The sequence below is a fragment of the Vibrio sp. 10N.261.46.E11 genome, assembly GCF_041472735.1.
In the GTDB taxonomy this organism is placed as follows: domain Bacteria; phylum Pseudomonadota; class Gammaproteobacteria; order Enterobacterales; family Vibrionaceae; genus Vibrio.
The window spans coordinates 21,630-35,179 of record NZ_JBFRQW010000048.1 but is presented as its reverse complement, the minus strand read 5'-3'; the positions used below and the strand labels follow the sequence as shown (position 1 = coordinate 35,179).

The window sequence follows — 13,550 nt, the reverse complement described above, 5'->3', positions numbered from 1 at the left end:
TAATCCGCGATGAACCTTTTCAAAGTGGTAGTACGTGAAGAATTCAGCACCGCGGTGGTCGTAGAATTCTGTTTGGCTGGTGGTTTCCCAGTTTGAACCTTGGCTGTAGGTGAAACCGACAAATAGGCCATCATTGGTGTAGTTCACACCTAATAAACCGATGCGCTGTGTGTCGCCATCTTTGATGTTTTTCACACCGGCATCGACATCATCAAATTCGTTCTGATGGTAAGCCAAACCAATCGTTAGGCCATCCATAACAGTGTATAGCGTTGATGCGCCCATACCGTTTTTCAGGGTTGCTGTTAAACCATCCGCAAGGCCAACATCTTCACGAGTTGTCTGGTAAGTGAAGCCGTATTTCCAGTTGTCGCTGATGTTGTTACGGTAAGTGATTGAGTTCTCTGCACGACCTGTACCTGAAGCAATACCCCAGTCAGACAGGTTGTAGTAGCCAGAGCCACGTGAACCAAATACACGACCCATATCGGTGAACCAAGCCACATCGTAGAAGGTAGACCACTGCTTAGTACCCGCAGCAATCTTGCCGTATTTTTCGTGCTCTACGCCTGCGTATAGAAGTCGGTCGTAAATATTGTCGCCGTTAGCACCTGAGTTGTAACCCCATTCGGCATTGCCAAAGCCAGTCCAGCCGTTATCTAGTCCCATTTGACCTTTAAGGCCGAAACGAGAACTACCGCTGTTCCATTCGCCATTATGATCGCCACCTTTGTCTTGGTAACGAACGTCAAAACGGCCATCTAGTGTTAGGCTGTCGCCCGCGTCATTGGTAAAAGTGTGTGCAGCAAAAGCAGAACCCGAAGTAAGTGCTGTCAGGATCACTGCTGAAAGAATCGACTTTTTCATTGTTATTCTCTTTATTCAGGCCGTAGAAAGCCGCCGTGCTTTCAAGCCCGTTATATAGGTAATGGTTTTGGCAGGGTGTGCCCATCCGTTAGGCACAAGTTGGTTATCTTGGGTGGAGCAAGTTGCCGAGGGCGAGAAGGAGCCCTCGGCAGTCATGTTTATCTAGTGTAGGTATGGACTAGATAGACAATAGGACACAGTTACAGCGTTGGGTTCATGATGGTTGAAGTGCGTTCGAACACATCTAGACCTTGCTGTTGTAGCCAGTAAGGAAGGTCGATAAGAACCCAGTTCTCAGACAGTTTGTCACCGTCACGGTAGTAAACGTCAACTACTTGCATGTTTGCACGTACTTCACCACCAGTCATACCTAGGAAGCCACCTGTTGGTGTGTTTGATAGGTTTGGCCAACCGAAGAAACAAGAGAAGTTACCTTCAGCGAAACGACAAACGTGGCCGTTGAACTTCTTGTCTTTCAGGTTGTTACGGAAAGGAAGTTGGTGCTGTTGTTGGTAGCGAGGAATTGTGTAAGACGCGCCGATACCACATGGGCCGTACCAAATCATGTCTTTTGACCAGCTCTTCGCTAGTACTTCTGGTGGGCAACCCATCGCGCCGCTGTCGTTAAGAGCAGACAGGTCATCAACCATTTTGTTTACTAGAGCAAGTGTCGCAACACCTTCTTCTGGAGCCGCGTCTTCGAATAGCAGACCATCGTGGTTGCGTGGGCCAGGGTATACGAAGTGCCTACCAGTTGATGGTGGAAGTGGGTAGCAACCCGCTTGATCCATCATGCCTAGTAGGTCTAGGAACAAGCCTGTCTTAGTGATTTTGCCATCAACAACACAGTTAAATTCTGCGTAGCGAACGTTCATTATCTTACCAGTTGGGCGCATGCCTAGGTATTCAGCGTCGAATAGACCCATGAAGTGACCCATGCTCATTACCCAAATCTCATCTGGGTTAACTTCGTTGTTACCACCGATGAAGATGTCTTGACGACGCTGCATGCGTGTCATCGATTTCATCATTGGCGCCCAGAAAACGTCAGCTGCTGCTTGTGCGCCTTCTTGCTCACGGAATGGGTAAACACCGCGCCACAAGTAGTCTTCAGAAGTGTGTGCTTTTAAAACTTCAGCAACGTTCTCGTGAGTTGCGTTTTCCATTGCATCAAAGTATTCGCGAACAATGCGTTTAGCTTCTTGATATTTAGACATAATTCATTCTCTTTTTGTTGTCGAGTCAACATTCGGAACAGGACTCGATTTGGATTTTTTTACCGGCTGACTATTCAGCCGGATTGATGTTTGTTTCGTGTCTTTAGAGGCGTTCAACTTTTTGAGTTTTCAACTAAAGGGGATTAAGCTTTTGCTGTTTCCGCTTTTTTGCTCTTGTCGAAGATGCCGCCTTTCAATGTTTCTGGTAGTGATAGCCACAGTAGACCAGCCACAATCCATACGATTGGTGAGCCCCACATTGCTGTCGCAAGGTCGCTGCGCTCTTGGATGAATACCAGCACCATTGGTGCCCACATGCCGATGATACGACCGCCGTGGAACAGTGCTGCACCGAAGCTACGTAGGTGAGCAGGGAACAATTCAGAGAAGTAACCACCCCATACCGCAGAAGCAGACAGACCGAAGTTGTAAATAAGACCTAGGATAGCCAGCATGTTTAAGCTGCCGATCATCACGTCGCTTGGTGCGACAAAGAATACTGAAGCCATAACACCCGCAAGGATGAAACCAAACGCGTTCACTTTACGGCCGTATTTATCGGCGATTGCACCCCATACCCAAGCACCAAACAGAGAACCGAATGCCGAGATAGAGAAGATGATGCCGATGGTCGCACCGTCAAATTGGCGAACATCTTTTAGGTACGTTGTCACGAAGCCAGAGAAGAATTGGTAGCCGTAGAAGTTAAGGCCAGCCAGTAATAGACAAGTGATCGTTAGCTTGCGGTAAGGCGCGCTTAGCATTTCACCCCAAGAACCTTTCTTCGCTGGTGCATTAGATGCTTCAGCTGCGGCTTGATCTTCTTCACCGTAGGCGATCACTTTCTTGTCGCTAGGCAGGATGAAGATCATCAGGGCAGCTGCAACTAGAGGAGGAATACCACCCACCCACATTAGGCTCTGCCAAGGTGCGTCGATGCTAGAAATGAACGCTGCGTACGCACCCATTGCCATTAGCGCAACAGAGAACATGGAGGAAGCGAATGCCGTTAACTTACCGCGCACGGTTGGTGTGAATAGGCCGATCATCAGGCTTACTGCTACCGTGAAGTAACCACCCAAAGAAATACCGATAATGAAACGCATCGCTGCCCACATCGCGTAGTCGGTAAACATCATGTTGATGATGGTTGCACCACCGTTTAGTGCAGTGATGACAATAAGAGTCGATTTCTTACCAAAGTTTGATGCCACCCATGCACAGCTTAGGGCACCAATAAGTGCGCCAACCGACTGCCATGTATAGAACTGAGCGGTATCCGCCAAGTTAATACCATCATACGCATCAACGATGTATGGGCGTACGTAGTCAATAATTACAAAGTTATAACAATAGAAAAAGTAGCCAACTAGAATTGCAAGATAAGCAGCTACCCTTTGAATCATAGGAACTTCGCTCATGTGTTTTTTAGTAGTCATGACCGATAAACCTTTATTTTATATAGGGTGGTTGTAGTTTTGATTATTGTGCAGTGGTTATTGATATTCACCACACCGTCTTCGTTTCGGGAGAGATAATAGAGTTTTTGTGGTTATTAGATCCGTGATCAAAGTCAATTTTAAAATGAGTGCGTACCCATTTTGTGTATTTTAGTGATCTGGATCCCGTTAGATCGTGAGTTTGGGATTTTTGGGACGCTTTGAGCGTTTATTCGTCTATATTAGTGACAGTACTCACACTTACTGTGGCTTTTTGAGGGAATATATCCAATTTTGAGTAATATTGGCGGCGAATGATTAGAAGAATACAATAAACGGAATCTAAAAATGGTTACGTACTCAAGTTTTGTGGTTGTTGCTCTTTATGTATTAACTACTTTATTTATCAGCTACTTAGTAAACAAACGCTATAGCGTTGGTGGCGACTTTTCGACTGGTGGAAAACAATTTGGTTGGTTTACGGCAGGTGTGTCGATTCTTGCAACCTACATCAGTGCGATGACGTTCGTGGGTATGCCGGGCTGGGTTTATAGCTCTGGCATGGAAGCGATGAGCGTCCATCTGAATTACCCAATAGTGATCTTTTTCGCTGTGGTTTTCTTTGTTCCAGTGTTTTACAAGCTCGGCCTGACCTCTATTTATGAATACTTAGAGCACCGCTTTGGCGTTGTCGCTCGCACGATCAATTCCATCGTGTTCATTGTGGTTCAGTGTATTTCGGCAGGGGTGATTTTGTATGCGGTGGCATTGATCTTGGTGCAAGTGCTACCAGTGAGTATCTCCGAGGCGATCATCTACATCAGCTTATTTACCGCCTTGTATACCTATGCGGGGGGCATCTCAACTGTCATATGGACAGACATGCTGCAGTCGGCAGTATTGATTATTGGCAGTATCGCGATCTTTGGTTTATTGCTCATGAAGATCGATGCGGGGGAGGTGTTGTCTCCTGAGCATCTGAATATCATCAACCTAGGTTTTGATCTTGGCGTCGACACCACATTGTGGGCGGGTGTAGTGGCAGTGAGCTTTTTGCACCTGAGCGTATATGGTGCTAACCAACTGATTATCCAAAGAACACTGGCGACAAAAAACGTTCAGACAGCGCAAAAATCCATGCTGCTTTGTGGTTACGGCGCGTTCTTCATCTATCTGTTTTTTTCTGTGATGGGCGTTCTGCTGAGTGTCTTTTATCAAGACACCAGCTTTGAGAACAGTAATGAAGTGATTCTCGATTTCGTGTTTAACCACACTAACCCAATCATTGTTGGGCTTGTGATTTCTGCACTGTCGGCAGCAGCGATGTCGACGCTGGATTCCACTTATAATTCAATGGCAACTGTGGCGACATTCGATTTCTATAAGCGCTTTTTCCGTAAATCAGCCTCCGATGCGCATTACGAATCGGTGGCAAGAAAAATGAGCCTCGTTGCTGCCGCTTCGGTGGTTGTGCCTGCGTTACTGGCGGTCTCTAATGAATCAGTGCTTAAAACTATTGCCAGCCTAACTTCAATTTTTGTTGGTATTCGCCTTGGCTCTTTCATCCTTGGGTTGTTCTTCAAGCAAGCGAATGAAAAAGGCGTTATAGCGGGCAGTATCGGTAGTGTCGTAGTGGTATTTATTGCCAAATACAGTGGCATCTCTTGGCCTTGGTTTGCCTTAATTGGCACGGTGGTTTTCTTAGTTCTAGGTGTTGTTGTGAGTCGTTTCTGGGGAGAAGTGACGCAGCAACAAAACGAATTTATAGCCAAGCAGAAGCACTTGTTCGCCAAGCCTACTGCGAGTCATTACGGCTTGTTGGTATTCGCTGTTGTGACAATCGCTGCTTGTACTGTTATCCCTGATTGGCTCTATGCCGCTCTTTCTTAATTGACCGACTCTTTACTGGTATATCTATGTTATCGATCTTTGATATCTACAAAATTGGTGTGGGGCCATCGAGCTCACACACTAACGGCCCAATGATTGCGGGTTTCCATTTCACTCAATTGGTCGCGGATAAAATCACAGAAGTGGTTCGTGTTCAGGTCGATCTTTATGGTTCGTTATCGTTAACCGGAATAGGGCACCATACCGACAGAGCAACCATCTTGGGCTTGCTCGGCAATAAGCCAGATACGATTAAGATCACCAGCGCTAATGAAGCGATGCGTCTTGCTATCGACAGTGGTGAAATGCAGTTGAGCGGCCATCACACCATTAGCTTCAACTATCAAACCGACATGCTATTCCACGAAGACAATCTGCCTTTGCATGAAAACGGCATGATGATTACCGCGTTTGACCAAAGCGGAAGCGTAATTGTTGATGAAACTTACTATTCGATTGGCGGCGGTTTTATCGCAACCGCGGATGAACTGCAAAACGGCACTCAAACCCAAGCAGTAGAAGTCCCCTTGCCATTCAAAAATGCCGATGAAATGCTGAAAAAAGCCGAAAGCAGCGGTATGAGCTTGGGTGGCATGATTCTGAAAAATGAAGCGGCTTTCCAAGGCGATGATGTTATCTCAGAAAAGGCCGATCAAATCTTGCGAGTGATGACTCGCTGTATGGAACGCGGATTTGAAACTGAAGGTATTCTTGATGGCGGTTTGAACGTCACACGTCGTGCGCCAAACTTGTTGAAGAAGCTTGAAGCGAATGCGGCGGTTGAAAACGACCCAATGGAAATCATGGACTGGATTAACTTGTTTGCTTTTGCAGTTAGCGAAGAAAATGCCGCCGGCGGACAAGTGGTGACATCACCAACCAATGGGGCTGCGGGTGTGATTCCTGCGGTATTGATGTATTACCATCGCTTCATTAAAGAACTCGACACCAAGCAACTGAAAGATTTCTTAGCGGTATCGGGTGCGATTGGTATTTTGTACAAAACCAATGCTTCAATTTCTGGCGCGGAAGTAGGGTGTCAAGGTGAAGTGGGTGTGTCGTCTTCTATGGCGGCAGCGGGTTTAACGGCATTACGTGGTGGCAGTAATGAGCAGATTTGTATTGCAGCAGAGATTGCGATGGAACACTCACTCGGAATGACGTGTGATCCGATTGGTGGCTTAGTACAAGTACCGTGTATTGAACGAAATGCGATGGGGGCGATGAAGGCGATTAATGCGTCTCGCATGGCATTGAAACGCAATAGCAAATCTTTGATCTCGTTGGATAAGGTCATCGCGACCATGTATCAAACGGGTAAAGACATGAATAAAAAATATCGTGAAACGTCTCTCGGCGGCTTAGCGCTGATTCATTTAGCTCACCCTTGTGAATAGAAAAGCGTAAATAAACGATACTCGTTTGAAACAAAGCCCAACCCTAAGTTTTAGAAACCTAGGGTGTTGGGCTTTTTTGCTGAAAGAACAGGGCAGTCAGAAGAAGTGAATTAGTCCACAAGAGGAAGTTGATAGCTGTTTTTCAACTCTTTAACCGAGATATTAGACTGAATCGAACTGACACCTTTCACTCGTCTGATCGAGCTAATTCGCTCAAAGTACTCTTCCAAATCTTTCGCTAGCACTTGAATCATATAGTCGGCACCACCTGCAATACAGTGGCCCATTGGAATCCAATCTGTCACCGCGACAAATTCTTCAAACGGTTCGGTATTTTCAACTTCGTGGTTACCTAGTGTCACTAGAGTGAAGCCTGAAACGTGAAGCCCGAGCTTCTTACGGTTGAGCTGGGCTGTGTACCCATCAATATAACCGGTCTCTTCCATACGCTTCCAACGGCGCCAGCAAGGTGTTTCACTGAGGTTTACTTTTTCTGCTAGCTTGCTGTTGCTCATACGGCCATCTTTTTGAATGTGGCCAAGAATAGCAATATCTGTATCATCTAACACTTCGTTGGTGGATTCTTTCAGTTTCATGCTTTATTTTGAAAACTTTTGCTCAAATTTGAGTTAATACTAGCGCATATAGCAATTTAATTCCTAGTCGAACCTGTAAACTTTGCCCCAAACAACATACTACTAACTAGGAGAGAAAGAATGAGCGCTCAATTGATGCTGGCGTTCTTGCTGTTTTCAATATCAATTGGAATTACACCAGGAGCTGGAAATATTGCATTGCTTGGGATATCGAGCCGATATGGATTTGCGGCGACGTTGCCTTTTGTCTCAGGAAATGCTTTTGGCATTATTGTCATATTGGCAGGGTCTAGTGCTGGATTAGTAAGTCTGTTTACTCTTTATCCAGAAATCTACACGATAATGAAGTACCTTGGTGCGGCTTATTTACTGTTTATGGCTTGGTCTATTGCCAATATGGAAATAGAGCAGGATCATTCAGCAAACCGTTCGGGTTTTGTTTCGGGTGTATTAATTCAAGTGTTAAACCCGAAAGGGTGGATTGCTTCTTTGACCGTTTTTTCTCAGTTTATTACCACGCAGGCAGACTATTTGATTCAAGTCGTCACAATTACCACCATTATGGTCGTGACGGGTGTGCTGTGTATGTTGGTTTGGGCTTACTGTGGAACCATGCTTACCAGGCTACTGCAATCTCCAAAGCAGATGATGTTTGTTAACCGCTGTTTGGGCGGTAGCCTAGCGCTTGTGGTTGCCTTTATGCTTTATCAACCGGCATAGACCACAGCTTTAAAAGATTGTTGCACTAGAGTTCGAGTCACCGGCTGGCGGCTCGAGTTTCCTTGGTGAATGACGACTCTCTCAATCCCATTTCGTACTCCTTACAAATCGATTCAACTAATAACCTAATCAACAACACATCTCTTCGGTATCTTTCATCTTTAAACCCATAAATAACAAAAAATTATCATTAATATAATTTATGATAATTTCATTTAATTAGCCTATCTCCTTATACTCTCTCCATCGAAACGAAACACCGAAGCTAATCTTCGGAAAGCATAGAATTAAAAACGAATTTGGAGCAAGTTATGAAAATGAATCACGTAGGCATCATGGTTGGCGACATGGACAAAGCAGTTGAGTTTTACACCAAGGCTCTAGGTCTAAGAATCGTGATGAACAATACCAAAGTGATGGAAGAGCGCGAATCAGCAATTGGCCGTATGTGTATCGCAGTATTTGGTGAAGGCTTCAAAGGCTTCAACATTGCACACCTAGTGACATCTGATGGCATCGGTGTTGAGTTGTTCGAAATGAAAGATCGCCAAGAGCGTCACGAAGTAGACTTCTCTCGTCTAGGCATCTTCCACTTCTGTCTACAGCTTCCAAAAGAGCAGTTCCATTCAGCTATCAAGCGCGTTGAAGAGTTTGGCGGTAAGGTTCGTATGGACATCATGCGTTACCACCCAGAAGACGAACTAAAACAAGCGCAAATGGTTTACTTAGAAGACCCGTTTGGCAACCTATTCGAATTCTACTCGCATACATACGAAGACACGTACGCGACTGATTACGAGTAATAGCGTTACCGACCTGCCATAAGGTAGAAACCGAAACACCCCCCTAAAGAGGATTGGTAGCGATACCAATCCTTTTTTGCGTGTCTTTGATGAGAGAAGGGGCACTTAATATTAGACTCGGGCATAAATAAACCTGTCTTCGGGTGTTCTTTGAACCGCAGTTTTTTGTGTTGAATGACTAATAAACAAAAAGATTTAAAGTGTTGTTAAAGTTGACGTTTTAAGGATAAAACCTTTCATGAACATGACGGAAGAAAGCGTACACCATGAAAATATTGGTGCATCTTACCGGATGGTAGCCTTAGCTGTGCAGTGACTATACTCAGCAATATATGGCGAACCAAAAAACAGCGAAAACAGAGAAAAATGCACAGATTAGCGCACCCAAATTACATGAAAAAATCACATATTATCTTTACTGCTCTTATTCTTATGGTATTGGCCGGATGCACTTCAACGTCGGCTGTCGGCAGTTCTAAAACAAAGGATTATGCCAAGTCACATGCTCTTGCTGGTAAAGCTTCTTGGTATGGCGATAAATTCCATGGAAGGCTCACTGCAAGTGGTGAGACGTATAATATGAATGCCTATACGGCGGCTCATAAAACCTTGCCCTTTGGGACTATAGTGAGAGTGACCAATACGAGCAATAGTAAATCTGTCGATGTGAAAGTTAACGATCGAGGCCCTTATGTAAAAGGCCGAGTTATCGACCTTTCGCACAAGGCATTTGCAAAAATTGGCAATGTTAAGCAGGGCACCTTGCCTGTCAGAATCGAGATTGTTGATGACAGCAATACCTTTAGGTACAAGCACTAAGACCCCGCTTGTTTGTGAATCTAATAGGATTGGTAGGAATACCAATCCTTTTTTTGTAGGGATTGTCATTACTGAGGGGGACTAAATTGGATTTGGACAGAAATGAGTTTCGTAGAACCAAGTATTAGCAAATCACGAATTAGCATAAGTATGGAAAGTCACTAAGCTCACTGTCCAGTATTGATGGTGCACATCAGTGCGTGGCAAAGTGAGCTTGTTGTTCATTCTTATATTTCCCATGTTCCACTGTTTAATAAGTATAGAAAGCGAGTGGTAAGAATCATATCGCGGATTTTTAATAATAAAGTGTCCGTAGTTGCTCTACTGACTAAGTTAACTTGCCGTATATTTTGTGGTGACTCCTACTCAGCACCGAACATCAATGAAACGCCATTGATTCATTCACCAACGAAACAATTCCCATAAGCTTCTGAATAATTTACTGTTATATGAACTATAAAAATGGATTTAACGTATTACCAAGGATGTAAGTTTATGTTTTCACAAGGCTTACTCGCATTACTAATAAAAACAAGCCGAGGTTAGGATGAAAAAAATATTATTGCTGCTTAGTGTGATTCTATTGGGTGGTTGCGTGGGCATGCCTGAAACAGTAAAGCCCGTTCAACAGTTTGAATTGGATAGATACTTAGGCAAATGGTACGAGGTGGCTCGCTTGGACCACTCGTTTGAGCGTGGCTTAGATAACATCAGTGCCGAATATAGTTTGCGTGATGATGGTGGCGTAAAGGTGATTAACCGCGGCTATTCGGCGGAAGATGGCGAATGGAACGAAGCGGAAGGCAAGGCGTATTTTGTCGAAGGCAGCGATCAGGGGTATCTGAAGGTGTCGTTCTTTGGCCCCTTCTACGGAGCTTATGTGGTGTTCGAGTTGGATAAAGAGAACTACCAATACGCGTTTGTTTCGGGCCCAGATACTGATTACTTGTGGTTACTTTCAAGAACACCAGAGGTTGCGCCAGAAGTGATGGAGAAGTTCAAAGCAATGTCTAAAGAGCGCGGCTTCAATACTGATGAATTGATTTACGTTGAGCACAGCAAATAAGCTGAGCGCGCTAGGTTGACGACAGTTGATTGAGAAAAAGGAACAGATGATGAATGCATCTGTTCCTTTTTTATTAGTTTGGTTTGGTTTTGAATTTTGTATGAGCTAGCCTTGGCGGCGAACCTGCAAAACACTGAGTACCGATAGTGAAATGAAGAATGCTGGGTCGCTCCAGCCAAAGCCAACAAAGATTCCTGTAAACGCTGCATACAGTGTGATGGTGGCACCCAGCATATTGGTCACAACCAAACCTTGGATGAGCTTTTTGGCACTGACTCCGGGCTCAATATCTCGCAATAACCAGCTTATCGCGGCAATACCACCCAAAAAGATACTGGTGTGTTGAGAGAGAAAATAAGCGTACTTATCATTAATTTCTACGCCGTACATAGGCCACATGACCGTTGGTAGGAAAAACAACGCCAAGGCAAACCCTGCGTAAATGATGCCGTGTAGGCTTAAAAACGTTTTATTGTTCATTTGTTATCTCTCTATCTCGTGCCTTTCGCTGTTTCTATTTTTCATTTCAATCGCTTTGTTTTCATTCAGCGAATTAACTAGTCGTTGATTGGGCCTTTGTTAATGGTAGTTAAAGGCTGGTTCACGTCAAAAATCACACCACGTACTTCATCGACGCCCATCTGTTTAAGGCGAGCGCTATGCATCGCTAGGTACGTCTCTGCACTGATTTGGTCTTCAAAAAGGTAGACACCACCGCCCAGTTTTTCTGCTTCGTTCTCTGTCCAAATTTTCCAGATCATACCCGGTTCGTTGTTAATAGACTTTGCTAGGTCAACGAGTGTGTTCGACATCTCTTCACCAAATGGGCCGCTAAATTCAAAATCGACTTGTAATAATTTCATGGTTATTTCTCCAAATAGTTACTTGGTATTACGCTGAGACTCATGGTCATTTCGCAAAACATAGGAGGCTTGATTGCCTGTTGAAATAGATAGTACCTGTAAAAAACAGACAGAAAAGTTCATAATATAGTTATTAACTGTCAGGATTTTAGACCGATGAGATTGAAGACCACCCTAGACCAATGGCAAACCCTTTATGAGATTGACCGCGCAGGCAGTATTCAGGCAGCGGCATTGCAATTGAACAAGAGCCACACCACGCTGATCTATGCGCTGAGAAAGTTGGAGGATCAATTAGGCGTGACTTTAGTGCAGGTTGAAGGTCGTAGGGCGGTATTGTCGGAGGATGGGAAATCACTGTTGCGCCGTGCAAGCAGTATGTTGGAACAAGCTCGCGAGCTAGAGTTGATCAGTGAACAGCTAGCGAAAGGTGTTGAGTCTGAAATTGTGGTTGCTGTTGATCACTTGTGCTGCCTTGAACGCCTTTATCAACCGATGGCTGCATTTTTGACGGAGAACAACACCACATCGATACAAGTGATTGAAACGTCTTTGTCTAAAACAACCGAACTGGTGACTCAAGAACTGGCTGATGTGGCTATCATCAACTTGCCTATTACTAATTACTCAGCCGAAGCCTTTGGTTTTACGATGATGGAGCCAGTAGTTGCTAGCTCACATCCGTTAGCAAGTGCCGTTTCAGTGTCGTTGAATCAACTGTCGTCTTTGCCGCAAATTGTGGTGCGAGATTTAGGTGCTCAAACTAGTCAAGGCAGCAAAAAGCAAGGGAACAAACAGGATGTGGGCTGGTTGAAGTCGAGTCAGCGTATTACGGTGGACAATTTCGACCATGCGTTTGGCGCGGTAGAGCAGGGAGTCGGGTATTGTCGACTACCAAAGCACATTGTTGAAAGCCGAGGAAGTGACAAGCTCACGGTATTGAATGTGGAAAATGGCAGTGGATACCAAGTCCCGCTTCATCTGACTCTGCCGAAAGGTGCGAAGACAGGCCCAGCCGCAAAGCGTTTCTATGAACTGCTTCTTGAATCAGCCCAGAATGCGGACTAAGTGCTATGAGAAACTTAGTTATGAGTTATCAGCAATTAACGAGGCTGATTGCCGTTCAAGAATAGTGCAACACATTCACGCGTGTAATTCAGTCTTTCATTATCAGACTCGCCGCTGTCGTGTCCGAAGAATGCCCAATAAGCCGACTTTCCATGAAACATCAGCAACAATTGTCGTGCAGCAATGATCGGTGAACTTGATGTTGAAAGCGTTAAGTCACCAGAATCTATTTTCGACTGCAAATAATCAGCAAGTAATTTGGTGGTTTTCTGAGGCCCAGTTTCTAAATAGATAGAGGCGATCTCTGGATGCGTATTCGCTTGGCTAATGGCATTTTGAAAGGTTTGTCTAGATTGTTCATCAAGTAATAAATCCTGAAACTTCACACCAAACTTCACCAACTCATCACCCACCGCAGCATCCATATCAAAGGCTGCAGGACTGAGTTCTCGCTCCGCACACTTGGTTTGCATGCAGGTTTCGAAAAGTTCGTCTTTGTTTTTAAAGTGAGAGTAGACCGTTTGCTTGGAAACGTTCGCCGCTTTGGCTATCTGATCCATATTGATCTTGAAGCCATATTCAGAGAAAAGTTGGCTGGCTGCGGTTAAGATCTGCGATCTTTTCTGTTCACTCTTGATGATTTTAGTCACGTGCTTGCTTCTCGTTACTTAGTGTTGTCTCGTTACCCAGTTTGTCTCGTTGCTTTGTGCCTGTTGGTGCTCAGTTCTATGTGTCTCGTTTTACGCTAAGCATTATGCTTTTTGTGATGGTTTTATCAATCATTAACGATGAAACTTATTTTTAA

At 44.6% G+C, this 13,550-nt stretch carries 14 protein-coding genes; 7 read left to right on the top strand and 7 right to left on the bottom strand.

The window, feature by feature from the left end; translation table 11 throughout:
- From AB4407_RS15780 to AB4407_RS15770, 3 genes are all read right to left on the bottom strand, one after another.
- Nucleotides 1-867, bottom strand: an 867-nt coding sequence (locus AB4407_RS15780) for a porin (protein WP_372121231.1), incomplete at its 3' end; no start/stop codon positions are given.
- 200 nt (nucleotides 868-1,067) lie between these two features.
- Entirely contained in the window at nucleotides 1,068-2,084 is a 1,017-nt protein-coding gene (locus tag AB4407_RS15775) for a nuclear transport factor 2 family protein (protein WP_372121230.1), read from the bottom strand.
- A gap of 143 nt (nucleotides 2,085-2,227) precedes the next feature.
- The gene (locus tag AB4407_RS15770; RefSeq protein ID WP_017629762.1) at nucleotides 2,228-3,523 is read right to left on the bottom strand and encodes an MFS transporter; all 1,296 of its coding nucleotides are present in this window, start codon (nucleotides 3,521-3,523) and stop codon (nucleotides 2,228-2,230) included.
- A 348-nt stretch (nucleotides 3,524-3,871) separates the two neighbouring features.
- On the opposite strand from AB4407_RS15770, the gene AB4407_RS15765 reads away from it, so the two are divergent.
- Nucleotides 3,872-5,413, top strand: coding sequence for a sodium:solute symporter family transporter (locus AB4407_RS15765; RefSeq protein ID WP_372121229.1), 1,542 nt, complete (start codon nucleotides 3,872-3,874; stop codon nucleotides 5,411-5,413).
- 26 nt (nucleotides 5,414-5,439) lie between these two features.
- On the top strand, nucleotides 5,440-6,810 hold the full coding sequence (locus tag AB4407_RS15760) for an L-serine ammonia-lyase (protein ID WP_372121228.1): 1,371 nt from the start codon (nucleotides 5,440-5,442) through the stop codon (nucleotides 6,808-6,810).
- A 110-nt stretch (nucleotides 6,811-6,920) separates the two neighbouring features.
- Here the strand turns inward: AB4407_RS15760 and AB4407_RS15755 are convergent, their stop codons facing one another.
- Nucleotides 6,921-7,406 carry an Lrp/AsnC family transcriptional regulator gene (locus tag AB4407_RS15755; RefSeq protein ID WP_372121227.1) on the bottom strand — a complete coding sequence of 162 codons (486 nt, stop codon included), beginning with the start codon at nucleotides 7,404-7,406 and terminating at the stop codon, nucleotides 6,921-6,923.
- A gap of 120 nt (nucleotides 7,407-7,526) precedes the next feature.
- Here AB4407_RS15755 and AB4407_RS15750 point away from each other — a divergent pair, with 120 nt between their 5' ends.
- The 4 genes from AB4407_RS15750 to AB4407_RS15735 all read left to right on the top strand — a co-directional run bounded on the left by AB4407_RS15750 (nucleotide 7,527) and on the right by AB4407_RS15735 (nucleotide 10,814).
- A complete protein-coding gene (locus AB4407_RS15750) occupies nucleotides 7,527-8,126 on the top strand; it encodes a LysE family translocator (RefSeq protein ID WP_372121226.1) in 600 nt (199 codons plus the stop codon).
- A gap of 311 nt (nucleotides 8,127-8,437) precedes the next feature.
- The gene (locus tag AB4407_RS15745; protein ID WP_010439712.1) at nucleotides 8,438-8,929 is read left to right on the top strand and encodes a VOC family protein; all 492 of its coding nucleotides are present in this window, start codon (nucleotides 8,438-8,440) and stop codon (nucleotides 8,927-8,929) included.
- 366 nt (nucleotides 8,930-9,295) lie between these two features.
- A complete protein-coding gene (locus AB4407_RS15740; protein WP_372121225.1) occupies nucleotides 9,296-9,748 on the top strand; it encodes a septal ring lytic transglycosylase RlpA family protein in 453 nt (150 codons plus the stop codon).
- Between the two features lie 547 nt (nucleotides 9,749-10,295).
- Nucleotides 10,296-10,814: a lipocalin family protein gene (locus AB4407_RS15735; protein WP_012604434.1), complete on the top strand. Its 519-nt coding sequence runs from the start codon at nucleotides 10,296-10,298 to the stop codon at nucleotides 10,812-10,814.
- 105 nt (nucleotides 10,815-10,919) lie between these two features.
- Here the strand turns inward: AB4407_RS15735 and AB4407_RS15730 are convergent, their stop codons facing one another.
- A complete protein-coding gene (locus tag AB4407_RS15730) occupies nucleotides 10,920-11,294 on the bottom strand; it encodes a hypothetical protein (RefSeq protein ID WP_372121224.1) in 375 nt (124 codons plus the stop codon).
- A gap of 77 nt (nucleotides 11,295-11,371) precedes the next feature.
- Entirely contained in the window at nucleotides 11,372-11,677 is a 306-nt protein-coding gene (locus AB4407_RS15725) for a monooxygenase (protein WP_372121223.1), read from the bottom strand.
- A 156-nt stretch (nucleotides 11,678-11,833) separates the two neighbouring features.
- Here AB4407_RS15725 and AB4407_RS15720 point away from each other — a divergent pair, with 156 nt between their 5' ends.
- Nucleotides 11,834-12,745, top strand: a complete 912-nt coding sequence (locus tag AB4407_RS15720; RefSeq protein WP_372121222.1) for a LysR family transcriptional regulator — start codon at nucleotides 11,834-11,836, stop codon at nucleotides 12,743-12,745.
- Nucleotides 12,746-12,780: 35 nt separating this feature from the next.
- On the opposite strand, the gene AB4407_RS15715 is transcribed toward AB4407_RS15720, so the two are convergent.
- Entirely contained in the window at nucleotides 12,781-13,395 is a 615-nt protein-coding gene (locus AB4407_RS15715; RefSeq protein WP_372121221.1) for a TetR/AcrR family transcriptional regulator, read from the bottom strand.
- Nucleotides 13,396-13,550: the final 155 nt, after the last annotated feature.